At 62.3% G+C, this 20,723-nt stretch carries 16 protein-coding genes; 12 read left to right on the forward strand and 4 right to left on the reverse strand.

Annotated elements, in window-relative coordinates; all coding sequences use genetic code 11:
* Positions 1-4 precede the first annotated feature (4 nt).
* The 12 genes from ABD704_RS10885 (at position 5) to ABD704_RS10940 (ending at position 18,077) form a co-directional block, all read left to right on the forward strand.
* Positions 5-1,498 carry a tryptophan halogenase family protein gene (locus ABD704_RS10885; RefSeq protein ID WP_344699707.1) on the forward strand — a complete coding sequence of 498 codons (1,494 nt, stop codon included), beginning with the start codon at positions 5-7 and terminating at the stop codon, positions 1,496-1,498.
* Positions 1,495-2,916, forward strand: a complete 1,422-nt coding sequence (locus ABD704_RS10890) for a glycoside hydrolase family 30 protein (protein ID WP_344699709.1) — start codon at positions 1,495-1,497, stop codon at positions 2,914-2,916. Before ABD704_RS10885 ends, ABD704_RS10890 begins: the two co-directional genes overlap by 4 nt.
* Positions 2,913-4,214 carry a sugar MFS transporter gene (locus ABD704_RS10895; protein ID WP_344699711.1) on the forward strand — a complete coding sequence of 434 codons (1,302 nt, stop codon included), beginning with the start codon at positions 2,913-2,915 and terminating at the stop codon, positions 4,212-4,214. The genes ABD704_RS10890 and ABD704_RS10895 overlap by 4 nt, the downstream gene beginning before the upstream one ends.
* Positions 4,215-4,220: 6 nt before the next feature.
* On the forward strand, positions 4,221-5,081 hold the full coding sequence (locus ABD704_RS10900) for a glycoside hydrolase family 16 protein (protein WP_344699712.1): 861 nt from the start codon (positions 4,221-4,223) through the stop codon (positions 5,079-5,081).
* 47 nt (positions 5,082-5,128) lie between these two features.
* Positions 5,129-7,354: a beta-glucosidase gene (locus ABD704_RS10905; protein ID WP_344699713.1), complete on the forward strand. Its 2,226-nt coding sequence runs from the start codon at positions 5,129-5,131 to the stop codon at positions 7,352-7,354.
* 527 nt (positions 7,355-7,881) lie between these two features.
* Complete coding sequence (locus ABD704_RS10910; protein WP_344699714.1) at positions 7,882-10,902, forward strand: TonB-dependent receptor; 3,021 nt, start codon at positions 7,882-7,884, stop codon at positions 10,900-10,902.
* Between the two features lie 105 nt (positions 10,903-11,007).
* Positions 11,008-12,552: a tryptophan halogenase family protein gene (locus tag ABD704_RS10915; RefSeq protein WP_344699715.1), complete on the forward strand. Its 1,545-nt coding sequence runs from the start codon at positions 11,008-11,010 to the stop codon at positions 12,550-12,552.
* The gene (locus ABD704_RS10920) at positions 12,549-13,268 is read left to right on the forward strand and encodes a SapC family protein (protein ID WP_344699716.1); all 720 of its coding nucleotides are present in this window, start codon (positions 12,549-12,551) and stop codon (positions 13,266-13,268) included. The genes ABD704_RS10915 and ABD704_RS10920 overlap by 4 nt, the downstream gene beginning before the upstream one ends.
* Positions 13,261-14,289: a cupin-like domain-containing protein gene (locus tag ABD704_RS10925; RefSeq protein WP_344699717.1), complete on the forward strand. Its 1,029-nt coding sequence runs from the start codon at positions 13,261-13,263 to the stop codon at positions 14,287-14,289. The genes ABD704_RS10920 and ABD704_RS10925 overlap by 8 nt, the downstream gene beginning before the upstream one ends.
* Positions 14,286-15,797 (forward strand): tryptophan halogenase family protein, encoded by a 1,512-nt coding sequence (locus tag ABD704_RS10930; protein ID WP_344699718.1) that lies wholly within the window; start codon positions 14,286-14,288, stop codon positions 15,795-15,797. Before ABD704_RS10925 ends, ABD704_RS10930 begins: the two co-directional genes overlap by 4 nt.
* Positions 15,794-16,882: a LacI family DNA-binding transcriptional regulator gene (locus ABD704_RS10935; RefSeq protein WP_344699719.1), complete on the forward strand. Its 1,089-nt coding sequence runs from the start codon at positions 15,794-15,796 to the stop codon at positions 16,880-16,882. Before ABD704_RS10930 ends, ABD704_RS10935 begins: the two co-directional genes overlap by 4 nt.
* Positions 16,883-16,892: 10 nt before the next feature.
* A complete protein-coding gene (locus tag ABD704_RS10940) occupies positions 16,893-18,077 on the forward strand; it encodes an MFS transporter (protein ID WP_344699720.1) in 1,185 nt (394 codons plus the stop codon).
* A gap of 311 nt (positions 18,078-18,388) precedes the next feature.
* Here ABD704_RS10940 and ABD704_RS10945 read toward each other — a convergent pair whose 3' ends face one another.
* Genes ABD704_RS10945 through ABD704_RS10960 form a run of 4 tightly spaced genes read right to left on the reverse strand, consistent with a single transcriptional unit; the run spans position 18,389 to position 20,676 of the window.
* Positions 18,389-18,847: a DoxX family protein gene (locus tag ABD704_RS10945; RefSeq protein ID WP_344699721.1), complete on the reverse strand. Its 459-nt coding sequence runs from the start codon at positions 18,845-18,847 to the stop codon at positions 18,389-18,391.
* A 4-nt stretch (positions 18,848-18,851) separates the two neighbouring features.
* A complete protein-coding gene (locus ABD704_RS10950; RefSeq protein WP_344699722.1) occupies positions 18,852-19,577 on the reverse strand; it encodes an HvfC/BufC family peptide modification chaperone in 726 nt (241 codons plus the stop codon).
* Positions 19,567-20,394 carry an MNIO family bufferin maturase gene (gene bufB, locus ABD704_RS10955; protein ID WP_344699723.1) on the reverse strand — a complete coding sequence of 276 codons (828 nt, stop codon included), beginning with the start codon at positions 20,392-20,394 and terminating at the stop codon, positions 19,567-19,569. Before bufB ends, ABD704_RS10950 begins: the two co-directional genes overlap by 11 nt.
* A gap of 3 nt (positions 20,395-20,397) precedes the next feature.
* A complete protein-coding gene (locus ABD704_RS10960; protein ID WP_344699724.1) occupies positions 20,398-20,676 on the reverse strand; it encodes a BufA1 family periplasmic bufferin-type metallophore in 279 nt (92 codons plus the stop codon).
* Between the last annotated feature and the right edge of the window lie 47 nt (positions 20,677-20,723).

Raw genomic sequence — 20,723 nt, forward strand, 5'->3', positions numbered from 1 at the left:
AACCATGCGGAAAATCCTCATCGTTGGCGGCGGCACCGCGGGCTGGATGACCGCGGCGCTGTTCGGGAAACTGTTTCGCGGGCTATACGACATCGAAGTCGTCGAAAGCGAAGCGATCGGAACAGTCGGAGTGGGTGAAGCGACCATTCCGGCAATCAAGAAATACAACGAGCTCATCCAGCTCGACGAAGCCGATTTCATGCGCCGCACGCAGGGCACGTTCAAACTAGGTATCCAGTTCGTGGACTGGCTTCGACCGGGGCAAAGCTACATGCATGGCTTCGGGGTGATCGGCCAGGACTGGGAATGGCTGCGTTGCCATCATTATTGGTTGCGCACGCATCAGCGCGGGCGCGCTGAGGACTTCGCTAAATATTCGATCAACACAGCGGCTGCGCTCGAGAACAAGTTTGTGCGCGCGCGCGCCGACATGGCGGAATCGCCCATCGGTCATATCGCTCACGCATTCCACTTCGACGCGTCGCTTTACGCAAAATATCTGCGCAGCTTTGCTGAGCAGCACGGCGTCAAGCGCACCGAGGGCAAGATCGTCGACGTCGGTATGCACGACAGCGGCGACATCGCTTCGGTCACGCTCGAGGACGGCCGCACGATCGATGCCGACTTCTTCATCGACTGTTCGGGATTTCGCGGGCTGCTGATCGAGCAGACGATGAAAACGGGCTATGAGGACTGGAGCCATTGGCTCCCATGCGACCGTGCGATGGCGGTGCCGTGCGCGCGGACCCGCCCGCTGACGCCCTATACGCGCTCCACGGCGCACGAGCCGGGCTGGCAGTGGCGCATTCCGCTTCAGCACCGAACGGGCAACGGTCTCGTCTACTCCAGCAAGCATATCGACGATGGCGCTGCTGAAAAGCTGCTGCTGTCCAACCTCGATGGTGAGCAGCTCGGTAATCCCAACCGACTCCGTTTTACAAGCGGCAAGCGGCGGAAGATGTGGAACCGGAATTGCGTCGCGCTGGGGCTTGCAGCAGGCTTCCTGGAGCCGCTGGAGTCCACCAGCATCCACCTAGTGCAATCGGCCGCCATCCGTTTCGTGCGGCTGTTTCCGGATAGCGCGACCGACCAGGCGACGATCGATGAGTTCAACCGGCAGTGCGACTTCGAGTGGGAGCGCGTGCGGGACTTCATCGTGCTTCACTATTGGGCCAACGAGCGGCCCGGCGCCTTCTGGGAATATTGCCGAACGATGGAACTGCCGGCGACACTCCAGCGCAAGATCGATCTATGGCGCTCCAACGGTCGTATTTTCAGGGAGGACGAGGAACTGTTCAGCGAGGAGAGCTGGATTCAGGTATTTCTCGGGCAAGGCATCGTGCCGCGAAGCTATGACCCGCTCGTCGAGATCAAGAGCGATCCGCAGATCGAGCAATTCCTCGGGAATATCGCCGCGACGATCGACCGCTGCGTCCAAGTGATGCCCACGCACGATGAGTTCGTAGCGAAATTCTGTCCGGCGGAGCCGGTCGCGTGAGGCGGCTCGCAGCCGTTGCTCTCACTTTGCTGTTCGCGGGGTCGGCAGAGGCCGCGCCGCGCCCTCCACTCGCTCAGATTTGGGTGACCACGGCCGACGGAACTCTCAAGCTTGCGCCGGGGGCGGCGAGGGCCCCTGTCGGACGAGTGAACGGCAAGGAAACGGTCGCGATCGATACGTCCAAGCGATTCCAGAAGATGCATGGCTTTGGCGCGGCGATGACCGATGCCTCCGCGCAGCTTCTGAGCGGTCTTCCCGCCGGCAAGCGCAAGGCGATCATGGCGGAACTGTTCGGGCGTAGCCGCAATGGCCTCGGCCTCTCGTTCACTCGGCTGACGGTCGGCGCTTCGGACTTCTCGCCGACACATTACAGCTACGACGATACGCCGAACAACGCGCCTGATCCCGAGTTGCGATACTTCTCGATCGAACCGGCGCGCAAATATGTGCTGCCGCGCGTTCGCGAAGCTCTGGCCATCAATCCCGATCTGCGCGTGATGATCAGTCCGTGGAGCGCGCCGGCGTGGATGAAGACCACGCGCAGCCTCATCAAGGGCCAGCTTGTCCCGCAATATTATCCAGCGTTCGCGACCTATCTCGCTCGTACCGTCGAGGAGTTCGGTCGCGCAGGTGTGCCCGTGTCGATGCTCACGATCCAGAACGAGCCTGATTTCGAGCCCGATAATTATCCAGGGATGCGAGTAAACTCGCCTGATCGCGCGATCATCATCGGCCAGCATGTCGGACCTACGTTTGAGACGCGCGGTCTGAAGACGCAGATCCTCGATTATGACCATAATTGGGATAATCCGGAGATGCCGATGACGGTGCTCTCCGATCCGGTCGCTCGGCGCTACGTCGCGGGCGTCGCCTGGCATTGCTACGAAGGCGATGTTCCGGCGCAGTCGCCCGTTCACGACGCGCATCCCGACAAGGATGCTTGGGAGACTGAATGCTCGGGCGGCGAGTGGTCGCCGAAGTTCAGCGAAGTGCTCGGCTGGATGACCGACAAGCTGATTATCGGTGCATCCAATCACTGGTCGCGCGGTTCGCTCCTGTGGAATTTGGCACTCGACCCGGCGCATGGTCCGCATAACGGCGGCTGCGGCGATTGCCGCGGCGTGGTCACGATCGACCCGGCCACCGGCGCGGTCACGCGGAACGTCGAATATTATATCCTCGGGCATGCGAGCCGGTTCATTCTACCGGGCGCCTATCACGTTGCCGCGGTCAAGCATGGCGGCGACGTGGAAGCGGCGGCATTTCTCAACCCCGACGGAAGCCGCGTCGTTATTGCGCATCGCAAGTCCGGAAAGGGACAGGTGACGTTCGCGCTTGACGGCCGGCGCTATGCCGTTGCTCTTCCGATCGGATCGGTCGCCACCTTGCGCTGGAGCGCGCGAAGCCAATCAAAGTGACGGCGATCGTAGAAGACAAGCAGCGCACCCTTCTCGCCTTTGCGGCGGTCACGACCCTCTTCTTTGCTTGGGGGTTCATCACTTCCAACAACGACCCGCTGATCGTCGCTCTGCGCGCGGCTTTCAGCCTTGACTATGCTGAAGCGCTGCTCACGCAGATCGTCTTCTTCCTTGCTTATGGACTACTGTCGCTTCCAGCGGCGTGGCTGACGAGCCGTATCGGGGCGGTGGATACGATCCTCGGCGCGTTGGCGATGATGACTTGCGGCTGCCTGCTGGTGGTCGTCAGCACCAATGCCGACCATTTTCTGCCAATCCTCGCGGCGCTGTTCGTTCTTGCCGGAGGATTTACGGCGTTGCAGGTCGCCGCAAATCCGCTCGCGGCGGAGCTTGGAGATCCGCGCCGTAGTCACTTCCGCCTGAACTTTGCGCAGGCATTCAATTCGCTAGGCGTGGTTATCGGCGTGCACTTCGGTTCGCTGGTAATGCTTGACGATCCGTCGCTGCGGGCAGCCACGAGCGTAGCGATCGCCCCAGCGCACCGGAGCGAGTTGCTTGGCGCGGTCGACCGGGCTTATCTCATCATGGCGGCACTGCTGGGCAGCCTGCTATTCTTCTTCGCTGTCCTCCGAAGGTTTCTGACCCATGTCGCGCCCGCGAATGGCGGCGCCGTGCCATCGGGAATGTTCGAGGCGCTGAAGTCGCCGTGGGCAGTTTTCGGTGCGGTCGCTATTGGCTTCTACGTCGGCGCCGAGGTGTCGGTCGGAAGTATCATGATCAACTTTCTGAACCAGTCGCGCATATTGTCGCTGCCGCTGGATAGCGCGGGCTCCTATCTCGCGAATTTCTACTGGGGCGGTGCGCTCGTCGGACGATTGGTTGGAACTGCGCTCCTCACACGCATCCGCGCGACGCGATTGCTCGCCCTATGTGCAACTGTTGCCGGGTTGCTTTGCCTGACCGTTGTCGCGGTAAGCGGGCCCATCGCGGGCTATGCGGCGTTGGCGATCGGTTTCTTCAATTCGATCATGTTTCCGACGATCTTCACCATTACGCTAGACCGGTCGAGGGTTTCGCAGAGTTCGACCTCCGGCCTGCTTTGCCTGGCGATATTCGGGGGCGCGGTGCTGCCGATGGCAGTTGGCACGATTGCCGACAGCTACGGCCTCAGCATGTCCTTTGTCGTGCCGCTTGCCGCATACTCGTTCATCGCCTTCTTTGCCGTTGCTGCACGTAAGACGGATGCGGCACAAAAACTAACGACGGACGCGCCGCCGAGCGCCTCGCCGATACCGTAACAGGGGATGGTTCTGATGATTACCGGCGTTTCCCTAGTGCTCATGGCTGCGCAATCGGCATTCACGGTGACCAATGCCACCTTCAGCGGTCCAGTCGACCGTCCGGCAAACGCGAAGCTGGTGTGGCAGGACGAGTTCAACGGGACCACGCTCGACCTGAGCAAGTGGCAATATGACACGGCTTTCAACAAGCAGGGGTGGTTCAACAAGGAACGCCAATATTATTCGGCCGGCCGGCCCGAGAACTTCCGGTTCGCGAAGGGGCACCTGGTCATCACAGCGCGGCACGAGAGGCTCGATCCCGCGAAATTCTCCGATTGGGGCGGGCAGGATTACACTTCAGGCAGGATCTATTCGAAGGGCCCGGGGTGGACCTATGGCTTCTACGAGATCCGCGCGAAGCTGCCGTGTGCGCGAGGGACGTGGCCGGCAATCTGGATGCTCCCCGTCACTATGACGAAATGGCCCGACGACGGCGAGATCGACATCATGGAGCAAGTGGGCGCAGAGCCGAACCTGATCTACGCGACATTGCACACCGGGCTGTTCAATCACGTGCTGAAAACGCAACGGAGCGCGCAGAAACCGGTACCGACCAGCTGCAGTGACTTCCACGTTTACCAGCTCGACTGGCGACCGGACGTCATCACGCTCGGCGTCGACGGCCAGGGCATCCTGCGCGTTCGCAACGATCAGCCTGGCGGGAAGGGCGCGTGGCCGTTCGACACGCCCTTCAAGATGATCCTCAACCTCGCCGTCGGCGGCGACTGGGCTGGCGCGAAGGGCATCGACGATGCCGCCATGCCGCAGTCGATGGAGGTCGATTATGTGCGGGTCTGGAACGTTCCGCCGGGTGAGCGAGGCTGATCGAGAGTCGTGCTTTGAATGTCGGGAATGAAATGAGGGGGCATGGAATGGTCAGTAAGCTAGCGTTGGTGGCATCGGCCGCGATGGCATTGTGTTTGTCTGCCGAGGCCATCGGCCAGCCGGCTGTGAGTCCATGGCTCGACCGCAGTCTGACACCCGAAGCGCGTGCCCGAGCGGCCGTTGCCGCTATGACGCTCGACGAGAAGCTTCGGCTGATCTTCGGCTATTCCGACCAGGCAGTGACGGAGGTTTCAAAGGTTCCGGACGACATCGTGTCGCCCGAGCTAAAGGCCTATGTGCAGTCCCGCGCCGTCAAGGGCTCGGCGGGCTTCGTCCCCGGCGTTCCGCGTCTCGGGATCCCGGACCAGACGCAGACCGACGCTTCGATCGGCGTTCGTAACAGCTTGATCCCGAGCACGGCATTGCCGTCCTCGCTTGCGACGGCCGCAAGTTTTGATCCAGAAGTGTCCCGCGCAGGCGGCGCGATGATCGGCGCTGAAGCTCGCGCGACCGGGCACAACACGATGTTGTCCGGCGGCGTGAACCTTGCGCGCGAGCCGCGGAACGGGCGCAACTTCGAGTATACCGGCGAGGACCCGCTGCTGGCTGGGACAATGGCCGGCGCGCTTATCGAGGGAATCCAGTCGAACAACATCATCTCGACGATCAAGCACTACGCCGTGAACGATCAGGAAACGCAGCGCACCTCGCTCGACGTCACCATTTCCGCTGAAGGTATGCGGCAGTCTGATCTCCTGGCGTTCGAGTTGGCGATCGAGCGCGGCAAGCCGGGTTCTGTCATGTGCTCGTACAATCTCATCAATGGTCGATGGGGCTGCGAGAACGATTATCTCCTGAACACCGTCTTGAAGGGCGACTGGGATTTCAAAGGTTTCGTGATGAGCGATTGGGGCGCGGTGCATTCGACTGCGCCTGCGGCAAACAACGGGCTCGACCAGTTTACCGGCTTTTGCTGCGTGGCCGACAAGCCGTGGTTCGCGCCGCCGCAGATCAAGGCCGCGCTACAGACGGGGCAGATCTCGCAAGCCAGGCTCGACGACATGGTGGAACGCATCCTCTGGGCGCTGTTCGCGAAGGGGGCGGTCGACAATCCGATCAAGGTGACGCCAATCGACTATGCGGCGCACGCGGTGGTTTCTCAGAAGGCGGCGGAGGAATCGCTGGTCCTGCTGAAGAACGACGGTGACCTGCTTCCACTACGCGGCGTGAAGTCGATCGCGATCATCGGCGGCAATTCGGACAAGGGCGTGATCGCCGGCGGCGGGTCGTCCGATGTCACACCGATCGGCGGAGCGATCATGATCGACGAACACACCTTTCTCCCCTCCGCGCCCCTCGCCGAGATCAAGCGCGAACTGCCGCGTGCACGCATTGATTTCGATGCCGGCGCCGATCCCGCCACAGCAGCATCCGCCGCGGCATCATCTGATGTGGCAATTGTATTCGTCACCCAGCACGACAGCGAAGGGTATGACGGCAAGCTGGAGCTATCAGGCAACCAGGACGCGCTCGTCGCCGCTGTCGCGAGGGCGAACCCAAGAACGATCGTAGTGGTCGAGAGCGGCGGTGCGGTGTTCATGCCGTGGGCACCGCAGGTCCCGGTTATCCTTGAGGCGTTTTTCCCCGGCATTCGCGGGGGCGCAGCAATCGCGCGGGTCCTGACGGGCAAGGTCAATCCGTCGGGTCATTTGCCGATCACTTTCCCGGCGAGCGCCGACCAGCTGGCGCACCCGATCCTGCCCGGGCTCGGCCAGCCGAACGAGACACCGGTTCACGTAACCTATGATGAAGGCGCGACGATCGGGTACAAATGGTACGAAGCGAAGGGTTATCGCCCGCTGTTCTCGTTCGGCTATGGGCTCAGTTACACCCGCTTCGGCCTGTCCACGTTGACGGCACAACAGGATGGCCGCGCGATCCACGCAAGCTTCTCCATGCGGAATATGGGCAAGCGCGAAGGTAAGGGCGTCGCCCAAATCTATGTGGCGCCGACCGGCAAGGACGCCGGTTGGGAAGCGCCGAAGCGGCTCGGGGCGTTCGCCAAGGTCGATCTGAAGCCCGGCCAGACCAAGCGCGTCGATGTCATCATCGATCCGCGCTTGCTCGCGACCTACGAGGCAGCGGGAAACAACTGGCGCATCAAGGCGGGCACATATCGCGTCATGCTCGGGCAGTCGTCCGACGGCGATCTTCAGAGCACCGATGTGACACTGCCCGAGGCGTCCTGGAGCGCAGCGATTGCGGCCGAATAACCGCTAGCTGCTCCAGCCGCCACCAAGGGCGCGGAGCAGGTCGACCTGCGATCCGTAGACCTGCCGTGGCGGGTTTCAGCCCATTCCTGCCGCTAGCGGCGAGAGGCAGAGTCCATCGCCGCCGCGATGCCCACTTCAAGTGGCGGTTGTGGCCCGTTGCGACGACGTCGTCCTTTCGCTGGCCATCCTTCCAGATGACGGTCGAACATCCGAAGCTGGCAATAAAGAAGGTCGGAAAGATTTCGGCGTCGTCAGAAGAAGCAGTTTCAAACATAGGAACTCTTTTCCTGTTGGCCCGGCATCTCGGCCGTAGGAGCGAAACTCACGGGTGAAGCGGCGATTCAACCGCTCGCAGTTGAGATACTACGAAGCGGTCCGTGGCCGCGAACTACGGTCGCAACCGCCGTGGCGCCCGACGATATTTGATCGGGCGGCGGCATCCATGCGCTTGTCCAATTGACAAAGTGAACGTTCACAATCATTCAGTCAGGTGAATCGTGAGTTTCGATTCTGAGGGGGAATTATCAATGTCATTCGGTCCGGCGCGCGCGTCGCTTAGCCTTCTTGTGGGGGCATCGGTCATTGCTCTAGCGGCGCCGCAAGCCGCTGCCGCGCAATCCACCCCTGCACAGGATGATACGACGGCCGCCGCGAATTCGCCTGCGCCCAATACCGCGCCGGTGACGAGCGACCCGAAAGATAGCATTGTCATTACCGGCATCCGCGCCTCGCTGCGCCAGTCGATGGACATCAAGAAGAATGCCATCGGCGTTGTCGATGCCATCTCCGCGGAGGAGATGGGCAAGTTCCCCGACACCAACCTTGCAGAATCGCTTCAACGCATCACCGGCGTGTCGATCGACCGTCAGAACGGTGAAGGCTCGAAGGTCACCGTTCGCGGCTTCGGCCCCGAGTTCAATCTCGTGCTCCTCAACGGCCGTCAAATGCCCGCGACCGGTCTTGGCGATTGCTGCAGCGCACCGGCATCGCGGAGCTTCGACTTTGCAAACATCGCATCCGAAGGCATCGCCTCGGTCGAGGTTTACAAGTCGGGTCGCGCAAGCCTGCCAACCGGCGGCATCGGCGCGACGATCAACATCAAGACTCCTCGGCCACTCGACCGTCCCGGAATGCGCGGAAGCATCTCGGCGAAAGCAGTCGCCGACCATACGTTTGACGGCCACAAGATTGCGCCCGAAGTCTCCGGCATCTTCAGTGATACCTTTGCTGACAACCGTATCGGCATCCTGGTCACTGGTTCGTACCAGCGTCGCAAGGCCAGCCTCGCGCAGTTCACTGCCGGGTGGCGTGAAGGTTACCTCGGAAATGAGTCCAACTGGGGCTCGCTCGCAGTGCCGCCGGACCCACGCGCCGCCAACATCATCAATCGTCCCGGGCCTGACGATGTCTACCAGGTGACGCAGAACGCTGGCTACGACTTCACCAACATCGATCGCGAGCGCATCAACGGTCAGGCCGTCCTGCAGGCTCGCCCGTTTGATTCGCTGACAGCCACGGTTGATTACACCTACTCGCAGAACACGATTGACGCGCGGACCAACAGCATCGGCGTCTGGTTTAATCACAACGACACCAGCAGTTCCTGGACCGACGGCCCCGCTGCGGGCCCGCTGTTCTATTCGGAGCACTTTGCCCAAAGCGAAAACAAGGACCTCGCGATTACCGGCGCCGTTGCCAAGAACCGGTCAATCAACCATTCGCTGGGCGGGAACCTGTCGTGGCACGGCCTGGGCGGTCTCCGCCTCGAGCTGGACGCTCATCACTCCACGGCGGAGAGCAAGCCAACGTCGCCTTACGGCAGCAACATCGCCGTTGGCACCGCAATCTATGGCGTGCAATCTCAGACGGTCGATTTCACGCACGACATGCCGGTCATCTCGGTCAACATGTATCCGGGGTCGGAAATCACAGCGAGCAACATCCGGCCCGCGGGCAACGCGTTCCGCAACGCCTACATGCGCGACCGCATCAACGAGGTGGCGTTCAGGGGCGGCTACGATTTCGACACCTCGTTCATCAACAGCATCGACTTCGGTGTTACGCTTACCGACAATAAGGTGCGGTCGGCTTACGGCTTCATCCAAAACGATACGTGGGGCGGTACGCTTTCCGCCGCGGATACGCCGGACGACCTGTTTCATATCACGCCCACGTCGCCCGATCTGTCGGGGATGTCGGGTTCACACGATCCCGCCCTCATCCCTAACTATTTCCAGATCGATACGACGGGCCTGATTGGGGTTCTTGAAGATCGGCTGGGAATTTGCAGCGCGCCGGCGTCGGGTCACTCGCTGCCGGGCACTTGTCTTGCCAAGTTCCAGGTCGATCGCCGGATCCAGGAGAAGACGTTTGCGCCCTATTTGCAGACCCTTCACATCTTCAATTTCTTTAATAACCCGTCGCACCTGCGGTTAGGCCTTCGCTACGAGAAGACCAAGGTCGACTCCTCGGCACTTGTCCCGGTTCCGATTTCGACGACCTGGCGAATTGGCGGCAACGAAATTGGCATCGGGTACGGGGACGCCAGCACGTTCACGACGCTCAAAGGCGAATATCACAACTGGCTGCCTGCGGTGGACTTCGACGTCACGCCGATTCGCAACTTCAAGCTTCGCGCATCTTACAGCCACACGATCACGCGCGCGGATTATGCGAGCTTGCAGGGCGGCCTGACGGTTAACTCACCAGCACGTCCGGACGGCGGTGGAACGGGCAGCAGCGGCAACCCCGGCTTGCTCCCCTACAAGTCAAAGAATATCGATCTGTCCGCCGAATGGTATTACGGACCGTCGAGCTACATTTCGGCCGGCTACTTCCACAAGACGGTTAGCAACTTCATCGGCACCACGACGTCGCAGGTGCCGCTGTTCGACTTGACCAATCCGGCTCATGGCGCAGCTTACAATGCTGCGATTGCGGCCCTCGGTGCAAGCGCGACTGCTGCGCAGATCGGCGCTTACATCCAGGCTAATTACCCCCAACTGTACACCACCGTCGGGAGCGATCCGGCGATCCTGGGAGCACCGGGCGATCCGCAGCTCGTCTTTACGGTTGGCGCACCCACTAACAGCGACCAAGTCGCGCACTTGCATGGCTTCGAGTTCGCGCTCCAGCACAGTTTCTGGAATACCGGCTTCGGCACCATTCTTAACTACACGATCGTGAAGAGCGACACGCACTACAACAACGCGCTCCGCTACACGGTGACGCAGTTCGCCGTGACAGGTGTCAGCGACAGCGCCAATGCGGTGTTCTACTATGACAAGAACGGCATTCAGGGCCGCGTCGCCTACAATTGGCGCGGCGGCTACCTGTCGGGCTACGGCCTCGACCCGTTCTACGTCGATCCGTACGGTCAGGTGGACGCGAGCGCGAGTTGGGAGTTCCGGAAGGGCTTCACCGTCTTCGCCGAAGGCATCAACATCACCAACGCGGATCGCCGCGGGCACATGCGGAACAATAAGACGGTGTTCTTCGCCGCTCCGGGTTACGCACGTTACGCCCTTGGCTTGCGAGTCGGCTTCTAGGACCAGGCGCGGCTTGCGTCGCTCGTGCGGCGTGCCAGACTGGTCCTCGCTCCTCGACGGGGCAGCTGGCAAGAGCAACGCCTTGGTTCGGGAAGTCCGATCGTCATGGTCAGGTCGATACAGCGCATCGTTATCGCCGGCGGTGGAACCGCGGGCTGGCTAGCTGCATGCCGGATTGCTGCCTGGGCGATGGCCGAAGCCAGACCGATCGAGATCACGCTTGTTGAGTCACCGGACATCCCGACGGTGGGGGTCGGCGAAGGGACATGGCCGACGATGCGCGAAACGCTCGCCGAGATCGGCATCGACGAAGTGGATTTTCTGTCCGCGGCCGACGCGTCGTTCAAGCAGGGCTCGCGCTTCGATGGGTGGCGTGATGGAAGCGCTGAAGACCGGTATTTCCACCCGTTCACGGCGCCCACGGGAACACGCGATCCGCGGCAGCTGCTAGCCTGCTGGAAGCAGGCGCCGGGGTCCTCGTTTGCAGGTTTGATGACTTCGCAGAACGCAGTCGCGGAGGCCAATCTCGCACCGCGCCAACGCACGATGCCGGCCTATGCCGGCGCGCTCAATTACGCCTACCACCTCGACGCAGGGAAGTTCGTCGACCTTCTCCGCCGCCATGCCGTCCAACGCCTTGGGGTAACGCACCTCAGCGATCGCATCGATGTCGTGGAAGGCGACGATGACGGCGGGATCAAAGCATTGCTCACGACTTCCGGCAAACGCATTGAAGGCGACCTCTTCATTGATTGCACAGGACACTCGGCACTGTTGATACAGGGGCATTGCCAGTCGGGTTGGGCCGACCGGTCGGACATCCTTTTCAACGATCGCGCACTCGCGGCGCAGGTACCCGTTAGTCCGCAATCGCCAATCGCTTCTCAAACCGTTTCGACCGCCCACCGTTCGGGTTGGATCTGGGACATTGCGCTCCCCGGACGCAGGGGCATTGGCTGCGTCTATTCATCCAAGTTCCTAGTTGATTCCGAAGCTGAACAGATCCTCGATGACTATATCGCCTCGGCCCTTCCCGACGCCGACCCGGTTCAGCCGCGACGCCTCGTGTTTCCAACCGGTCACAGGACGGAGTTCTGGAAGAGCAATTGCGTGGCAGTGGGGCTTTCTGCGGGCTTCGTCGAACCGCTCGAGGCATCGGCGATCGTGCTCATCGAGCTGTCGCTAAGAGCCCTGATCGACAATTTCCCGGCAAGCCGCGCAACGATGCCTCTGCTCGCGGAGCGCTTCAACCTCCTCTTCCTCGAGCGTTGGGATAGGATCGTCGAGTTCCTCAAACTGCATTACGTTCTCAGCGAACGCGATGAGCCCTATTGGCGGGCGCATCGCAACCCGGCCAGCTTCCCCAGCAGACTCGCCGGGTTACTGGAACTATGGCGCGATCAGCCCCCATCGACCTACGACCTGCCTTCCGTTGAGGAGATCTTCCCTGCCGCCAGCTATCAATATGTCTATTACGGAATGGGCGGGAAGCTTCCTGACGTACTTCCGGAGCCCTCGGCAGCGATGACGGCGCAGCTCGATCAGGTAGCGCAGCGCACGCGATCATTGCTCTCCGCACTGCCGACCAATCGCGCCTATCTCGATGCGACGAAGGTGGCCTCCCAACGAACCGTAGAGGAGCAGGCGTGAGCAGGCATGCAATTCTGACTCACGACGAGCACGCACAGCTTCGCGTGCGGACCGAGGCCGGCGCGGCACTTGGCGATGCCGTCATGGCTGCGTTCACAGTCCCGCTGGAGTTCCGCCGTATCCAGCACGACTTCCCAATTGTGTTCCGCCGCGACAACCAGACCGGACGCTTCTCGGCGCTCGCATTGCTGGGTTTCGAGAGCGGCGAGAACCTTTTCCTCGAAGGCGACCGCTGGGAGGCGGACTACAAGCCGCTTTCGCTCGCGATCCAGCCTTTTCTGGTCGGCCGCGCCGATGACGACCAAGCGCCAAGCCAGATTCATATCGACCTCGATCATCCGCGCATTGCGACGAACGGCGAAGGCATCCTCCTGTTCGACGCGGCCGGCCGCCCAACGCCTTACGTCGAGCGGATCGGCGATATGCTCGCCGAGCTGGACGAAGGTCATCGCACCAGTGAGAGCTTCTTCGCGGCGCTTGAGCGCTACGAACTGCTCGAACCCTTCTTCCTCGATGTCGAGCTGCGAAATGGCAGCAAGCACCGGATGGTCGGGTATCACATGATCAACGAGGACAAATTGCGGGCCCTCGAACCCGGTGCCGTCGCCGAGCTCCATACCGAGGGGCATTTGATGCCGATTTTCATGGCGCTGGCGTCGCTGTCGAACTTGTCGGTGCTCATCGAGCGAAAGAACCGCCGGAATGGCGATGGCTGAAGCCGCAGTAAAACCCCCGGCGCTTCGCTCGGTAGAAGAGTTCGATCTCGATCCTACGCATCTGGACGCGCGGCTGAAGGCATCGTCGACACCATTCGTGGCACGCGGCCTGGCAAAAAGCTGGCCACTCGTGAAGGCTGGATTGGACGGCGGCGGCGCCGATGCCCGCGCCTACTTGCTGCAGCACGCACGTGATCGGCGTTTCGAGGTCAATATCGGCACGCCGGGCGAAGGCGCGCGCCTGTTCTACGACCGCGAGATGGGGATGAACTTCCAGATGGGTCGCGCCGCGCTGTCGGACATCTTCTCGGGGATCGAGGCAAATCTCGACAAACCGGACGCACCAGCCGTCTACCTCTCGTCGATCGAAATGCGGGCCTATTTCGACGGCCTCTACGAAGCGAATCACGCGGACTTGCCGGGCCGCGAGACCCGCGACAGCATCTGGATCGGCACACGCACCCGCATCGCGCCGCACAACGATATTCCCGACAATCTTGCCGTGTGCGCCGTCGGTCGACGCCGCTTCACGCTTTTCGCACCTGAAGCCTTCGTCGATCTCTACCTCGGGCCACTGGAAAATACGCCGGCCGGACGGGCCGTCAGCATGGTCGATCTGGCCGACCCAGATTTCGCGAAATACCCCCGCTTCACAGAGGCGCTGGAATCAGCGCAGGTCGCGGAGCTCGAGCCCGGCGACGCCTTGTTCATCCCTTCGCTGTGGTACCACCACGTGGAGGCGCTCGATCCGTTCAATGTTCTCATCAATCACTGGTGGCGGGAGACACCGCGCTTCTTGGGCGATCCGGAGCAGGCGCTGCTCCATGCGATCCTCGCGATCCGCGACCTCTCGCCCGAAGCACGCGAAAGGTGGAAGGCGCTGTTCGACCATTATGTCTTTTCGGGCGGCGCATCGGCTGCCGCGCATTTGCCGGAAGGTAAGCGCGGCATCCTCGACCCTCTGGACGCGGATAGCGCCGGGCGCCTGCGTGCCTTCCTGCTGCGGGCACTGTCGCAATGAGCGGCTGGCCACTCAGACGGATCGTAATAGCGGGCGGCGGCACTGCCGGCTGGATGGCCGCTGCGGCGTTTGCCAAGACGCTTGGCCGGTTCGCCGACATCACCCTGGTCGAATCCGACGCAATTGGGACCATCGGCGTCGGCGAAAGCACTATCCCGCCGATCCGTACTTTCAACAGCGTCCTCGGCATCGATGAAGCCGAATTCATGCGCGAGACCCAGGCCACGTTCAAACTCGGCATCGAGTTCGACAATTGGGCCCACGAGGGCGATCGCTACTTCCACAGCTTTGGAACCACCGGAAAGGACCATTGGTCGGCCGGCTTCCAGCACTTCTGGTTGAACGGCCGCGAGCGCGGGCACGAGCAACCCTACGACGACTACTGCATCGAATTAAAGACGGCCTACGCCGGCAAGTTCGCGCATTTGCCCGACAACGGTCTGAACTATGCCTATCAGCTCGACTCTACGCTCTACGCGCGGTTCCTGCGGCGGCTCGCGGAACGCGAAGGCGCCGTCCGCCAGGAAGGCAAAATCGCATCCGTCGACAAGAACAACGACGGTTCGCGGATCGTCTCGCTGACGCTGGAGAGCGGTCAGCGGATCGAGGGCGACCTGTTCCTCGACTGCACCGGGTTCCGCGCCTTGCTGGTTGGCGCGCTCGGCGCAGAGTTCGAGGATTGGTCGCATTGGCTGCCGTGCGACCGCGCGATCGCCGTCCAGACTGAATCCGTCGGCCCGCCAGTCCCGTACACGCGCGCCATTGCGCATGACGCGGGCTGGCGTTGGCGCATTCCACTCCAGCATCGGACCGGCAACGGCATCGTCTATTGCGGCAAATATCTCGACGACGATGCGGCACTGCTGCGACTACTCGGCAGCCTTGAAGGACCGACGCGGACTAATCCAAACTTCCTCAGGTTCAAGGCCGGCGTCCGGACGCAGCAATGGGTCGGCAATTGCGTTGCGGTCGGGCTTTCGGGTGGCTTCATGGAGCCGCTTGAATCGACCAGCATTCACCTGATCCAGCGCGCGGTCTTGCGCCTGATTCGAATGCTTCCAATGGCGGAGGTCAGCGACCGCGATATTGCCGAGTTCAATGACCAGCACATGCAGGACATGCTGCAGGTCCGAGACTTCCTGATCCTCCACTACAAAGCGACCGAGCGGCGCGACGGCCCGTTCTGGCAATATGTGAGCGGGATGGAGATCCCGGAATCACTCACGCAGAAGATCGAGCTTTTCCGCGAGACCGGCCGCGTCTTCCGCCGCAATGAAGAGCTGTTCCAGGAGAATAGTTGGGTTCAGGTGATGATGGGCCAAGGCATCATGCCGCGGGCTTATCATCCGATCGCCGCTAAGCTCACCGACGAAGAACTTAACCGTTTCCTCTCGGGCATCCGGGACGGAATCTTGCGCACCGTCGCGACGCTTCCGCCCCACGGCGTCTATGTTGCTCAATATTGCGGCGAGCGCATTCCCGCCGCTGCCGGCCAGTCGACCGCATGACGCCCAAGGGGGGGCAGACAAGTACACTGGCCGGTCGACGCCGCCAGCAGGTGACGATCCGGCATGTCGCGGCAGACGCGGGCGTCAGTCTGCAAACCGTCAGCCGCGTAATCAACAACGCGCCCAACGTACGGCCCGAGGTCAAGCAGCGCGTGCAGTCCTCGATCGACAAGCTCGGCTACGTGCCGTCGATCGCTGCGCAGCGACTGAGCGGGTCGCGCTCCTACCTCATCCTGGCGCTTAACGACCGCGACCGCACCATCGCCGACTGGCGCGAACGGCAGGGCGCCGACTGGGTCGACCAGATGCTGCTCGGCGGCATGCTGAAGGTCGCGGAATATGGCTACCGTCTAATGTTCGAGCTGGTCGACACGCACGATGACCATGTGGAACGTGAGCTTCGGGCGACGCTCGCTGCGCTCCAGCCGGACGGTGTGATCCTGACTCCGCCGCACTCGGAAAATGTCCAGATCACCAGCCTGCTGCAGGAAGTCGGCATCGCCTTTGCGCGCATTGGGTCGGTTCAGCCCGGTGCGGGCGTCGCTTTGTCGATGGACGAGGAGGAGGCCGCCGCTATGGCGACCCGCCATCTCGCGGATCTCGGACACAAAAGGATCGGCTTCATTTCAGGGGCGCCCGAATATTCGCTAAGCAACCGGCGCGTCAGCGGCTGGCAAGGCGAGATGAAGCGCCGCGGGCTGGCCGTCAAAGGCATGTTGGCGAAAGGCGATTTCAGTTTCGAATCCGGCGTGTCCGCCACCAAAGCCCTGCTCGACCTCAAGGAGCCGGTGACGGCGATTATCGCCAGCAACGACCGCATGGCCCTTGGTGCTCTCGCCGTGGCGCACGAGCGCGGCCTGGAAATTCCTTCCAACCTTTCGCTTCTGAGCTTCGATAACACGCCCGTCGTCCGGTTTACCGGCCCACCCTTGACCGCCGTGGACCAGCCGGTTGCCGATCTTGCCGCGCTTGCGGTGGAAATGATCATCCGCGTGTTGCGCAAGCAGGAAATTCCGCACCAGCCGCTTATCGTAGAAGCCGGTCTCGTCAAACGTTCATCGACCGCGCCGCCACGTGCAGCCTAATCAGGCGCCCGTGAAGCGCCAGTCCTCGATCTTCCTATGGCTTTACGCAGTCGCTTGGGCCGGCGGGGCGATAGCCTACGTGCCTTTCCTCACCATTCTCCTGCCCGTGCGCGTGGCAGAGATGGCCGGCGACCAGCGCGTGCACTGGATCGCGTACATGACCTTCTTTGGCGCCATCGCGGCAAGCGCGGGGGGAATTGCCTTTGGCTGGCTGAGCGACGTGACCAGGTCGCGACCGCCATGGATCATCGCCGGGCTTATCGGGACCCTGATCCTAATGATGTGCGTGCCGCTTACCCAGACCCCTCTGCAGCTGCTTCTGCTCATCGTAGCGTGGCAGCTGGCGCTGAACATGATGCTCGCGCCGCTTTGCGCGTGGGCGGCCGACCTCGTCCCGCCTGGACAGCTCGGATACCTCGGGGGACTCCTCGCACTGTCGCCTGCGCTTGGCTCGGCCGCCGGCGCGCTCGTGACCATTCCGGGGCTCGCTGGACCGGACGAGCGGCTGGCACTTGTCGCGTGCCTGGTCGCCGTCTGCGTGCTCCCGGCGCTCGTCTTTGGGCGGCCGCTTCTCGACCCCGCAGGCGGAGAGCCGCCCCAAGCAGATGTCGGCAGGTCGCGCGCGAATGCTGTCGCGATGTGGATCGCGCGGTTCCTTGTTCAAGTCTCCGAAGCGACCCTGTTCGCTTACCTCTATTACTATTTCCGCTCGATCGATTCGACGCAGGACGCCGGATCGATCGCGCGCTTGTTCGGCTTCGTCCTTTGCGCTGCGGTGCCTGCCGCGCTCATCGTCGGTCGCTGGTCCGACCTTCGCGGCAGGCCGATACTTCCCCTGGTCTGCACCGCGTTGATCATCGCAACGGCGCTAGTCCTCATGGCCTCGTCATCCGGCGCGAGGCAGGCCATCGCCGCCTACGTCCTTTTCGGCTTCGCGACGACGATCTTCTTGTCGCTCCATTCGGCACAAACCCTGCGCGTCCTGCGCAGCGCTAGCCGCCGCGGCCGCGACCTTGGCATCTTCAACCTGACCAACACGGCGCCTTCGCTCATCATGCCCTGGCTGACCGTCGCCATCGTTCCGGAATTCGGCTTTTCGACCTTGTTCCTTTTGTTGTCGTCTTTCGCGCTCGCCGCCGCACTCATCCTGATCCTAGTCGCGCGAGGAGTGCGCCCGACGCGCGAGCCGGGCTAACAGCTTGTCTGAGCGATGCGTTACGCTGGAGCTTCGGGGCGCCTACAGCGCCAGTGTCGCAAGGATTGACACCGACCTAGACACTAAAAAATGTTGCGCGTCGGCCGAACCAAGATCTTTTAGCGCCAAGCAGTTTCGGAATGACCTGGTTTTGTCGCAAGCCGCCGCGGCAGGAATGGGTGGAAACCTGCCGCTAGCGATGCCCGAAGTGAGTTCATCGCGACTTGAGCTCCTGGACACTTCGGTCAGGCTGCCAACAGCGAAATCATTTCAGCGGACTGCTTTCACGTACGGGGCATTGGGCGCCGCGTTCACGGCAATCCCAGCACGCGATCCAGCGAGAGCTTTCCGCCTCCTAGCGCGATCAGCGGGAGCAGGAGGCCCGCCCAGCTGAGGTGCGTCGGCCATGCGTCGGGATAGACGAAGATCTCTATGACTGACGTCATGATCAGAAGCGCGGTGGCCGAGACGCGGGTGACGAGGCCGAGGACAAGAAGCAGCGGGAACAGGTGCTCACTGTAGGTTGCGGCATAGGCGGCGATCTCGGGCTTCACAAACGGCAGCGCATAGTCCGAGCGGAAAAGCTCGAACGCCGTGTCGTTGACCGTCAGCAGGCCATCGACCTTGGTCCGTCCCGACATGAAGAACACGGCGGAGATGCCTAGCCGCTGGACAAGCAGCAGCAACGACGTCGGGAGCAGCTTTCGGACGGAAGACGCGTAGAGGTCGAGAGGCGCTCGCCACGTCGGCGGGGCAGACTCAGTGGCCATGAGTTCAGGTCCTTTCAGCTGGTAGGCGCAGGAAGGCGCCGAGGTTGAGGAGGGAAGCGAGGGGCGGCTCGCAATCCGTGTCCGGGTAGAGCCGTGCGGCGCCGGCCATCGCTTCGCCGACGGTTTCTCCAAGCCGGATGCCGTGCAGAATCCGATGGGCAGCCGGGCCGATGCGCGGAGAATGAACGACATCGACCTGCGGGCGCGCGAACAGCGCCCCCTCGGCTTTCCAGTCCAGCTTGATTTCGGCGGCAATAGGCCGCTGATGCGCGAGCCAGATGCTCATGCCCGGCGTCGACAGCCAGGTGAAGCGAAGCGCCGGATGCAGCATCAGCCTCAGCTCCGAAAACTCGCGCTTGCGCACGTCTTCGGCGGCTAGGCTCTCGGCGTCGGCCGCCATGAGGCATTCGATATAGAGCCGCTCGACCCGCGCTACGTCCGACAGGTAGGGCAAGTCGATGACCCATGGCTGCATGTCGAGCCAATCGGCAAAGCGTTCGCCATAGAGCGCCATTACCGGGCGCCGGGGCGGACATTCGGTGGCGAAGTCGACGGCGACGCGCTCGAACATCTCGCTGCCGACGATCTCCTCGACGATCCGATAGTTCGCGCGGAGTGCCTCAATCGCACCATGGAGAACCGTGTTGCGGTACACGGCCATTCCGCCCGTCGCGGGACGATCGAGCGCCAACACAAACTCGCGCTGAAAGGCGACGAGGTCAGGCTGCAAGTGCAAGCTCCCCGACCAACGATATCTGTGCGCGTTCGCGCTCCTTCATCAGATCGACGAACGGCGGCAGATTGCCGTCACGCTCGATCAGCGTCGGCTTCGGGCCAACGCGCGCGATGAAGGCGTCGTAAAGATCCCAGACGGCATCGCTGATCGGCTCATCATGGCTGTCGATCAGCAGCGAGCCCTCGGCGTCGAGGCTGTGGCCCGCAAGGTGCACCTCGCCGACCCGCTCCGCGGGCACAGAATCGAGCCAGGCGCCGGCGTCGTAGCCCAGGTTGTGCGCGCCGACGGCGACGTTGTTGACGTCGATAAGAAGCCCGCAGCCGCTTCTCCGTGCAAGCTCGGACAGGAAGCTCGTTTCGCTCCAGCTGTGGTCGGCCAGGGGGAGGTAATGCGTCGGATTCTCAATCAGGATCTGACGCCCGAGAACGTCCTGCATACGGCTGACGTTAGCTATGCATCGCGCGAGCACCGCGTTGGTGCGGGGAACAGGTAGGAGGTCGGGAAAGCACCGTCCATCGAGCCGGGACCAGGCAAGATGCTCCGAGACAAGCGAGGGCTCGAAGCGATCGACCAGGCGCTTCAGGGCGGCAAGGTGATCGGGGTCGGGATCGGCCATCCCGGCAAGCGACATGCCCACGCCGTGAAGCGACAGCGGCCGCTCGCGCCGGACCGCCTCGAGCATGGCGAGGCGCGGGCCGCCCTCCAGCATGTAGTTTTCGGCATGGACCTCGAACCAGAGCCCCGCCGCCGACGCGGCCAGGGCCTCCGCGAAATGCTCGGCTTTGAAGCCGACGCCGGCAGCGGGTTCCATGGGTCAGCGACCTTTGATCATGGTGAGCGAACCGACGCCCTTGGGCGTCTTGATCGCCGTGCAGGTGCCTTTGGCGACATATTTCCAGGCATTGCCGGCATAGTCGTGCTTGGACGTCCCAGCGCAGGTCGTGCCCGCGCCCGCCGCACAATCGTTCTTGCCGGCAAGCGAAATGCCGAAGCACTTGTCCTTGCCCGGCTGCGGCTTGACCGGTCCGGCGATTGCAGAGGTCGAGACCACTGCGGCGGCGGCGCCGGCGAGTGCGAAGTTCTTGATGTTCATAGGAAGAATGCTCCTTGGGTCGATAATTTGCGGCCTTTGTTGGCCGA

It is taken from the genome of Sphingomonas limnosediminicola (assembly GCF_039537965.1).
GTDB lineage: Bacteria > Pseudomonadota > Alphaproteobacteria > Sphingomonadales > Sphingomonadaceae > Sphingomicrobium > Sphingomicrobium limnosediminicola.

What these genes read in the sequence shown, in the direction of transcription:
- ABD704_RS10885 (WP_344699707.1), top strand. Translation starts at nt 5, where the DNA reads ATGCGGAAAATCCTCATCGTTGGCGGCGGCACCGCGGGCTGGATGACC.
- ABD704_RS10900 (WP_344699712.1), top strand. Translation starts at nt 4,221, where the DNA reads ATGGTTCTGATGATTACCGGCGTTTCCCTAGTGCTCATGGCTGCGCAA.
- ABD704_RS10905 (WP_344699713.1), top strand. Translation starts at nt 5,129, where the DNA reads ATGGTCAGTAAGCTAGCGTTGGTGGCATCGGCCGCGATGGCATTGTGT.
- ABD704_RS10910 (WP_344699714.1), top strand. Translation starts at nt 7,882, where the DNA reads ATGTCATTCGGTCCGGCGCGCGCGTCGCTTAGCCTTCTTGTGGGGGCA.
- ABD704_RS10915 (WP_344699715.1), top strand. Translation starts at nt 11,008, where the DNA reads ATGGTCAGGTCGATACAGCGCATCGTTATCGCCGGCGGTGGAACCGCG.
- ABD704_RS10925 (WP_344699717.1), top strand. Translation starts at nt 13,261, where the DNA reads ATGGCTGAAGCCGCAGTAAAACCCCCGGCGCTTCGCTCGGTAGAAGAG.
- ABD704_RS10930 (WP_344699718.1), top strand. Translation starts at nt 14,286, where the DNA reads ATGAGCGGCTGGCCACTCAGACGGATCGTAATAGCGGGCGGCGGCACT.
- ABD704_RS10935 (WP_344699719.1), top strand. Translation starts at nt 15,794, where the DNA reads ATGACGCCCAAGGGGGGGCAGACAAGTACACTGGCCGGTCGACGCCGC.
- ABD704_RS10945 (WP_344699721.1), bottom strand. Translation starts at nt 18,847, where the DNA reads ATGGCCACTGAGTCTGCCCCGCCGACGTGGCGAGCGCCTCTCGACCTC.
- bufB (WP_344699723.1), bottom strand. Translation starts at nt 20,394, where the DNA reads ATGGAACCCGCTGCCGGCGTCGGCTTCAAAGCCGAGCATTTCGCGGAG.
- ABD704_RS10960 (WP_344699724.1), bottom strand. Translation starts at nt 20,676, where the DNA reads ATGAACATCAAGAACTTCGCACTCGCCGGCGCCGCCGCCGCAGTGGTC.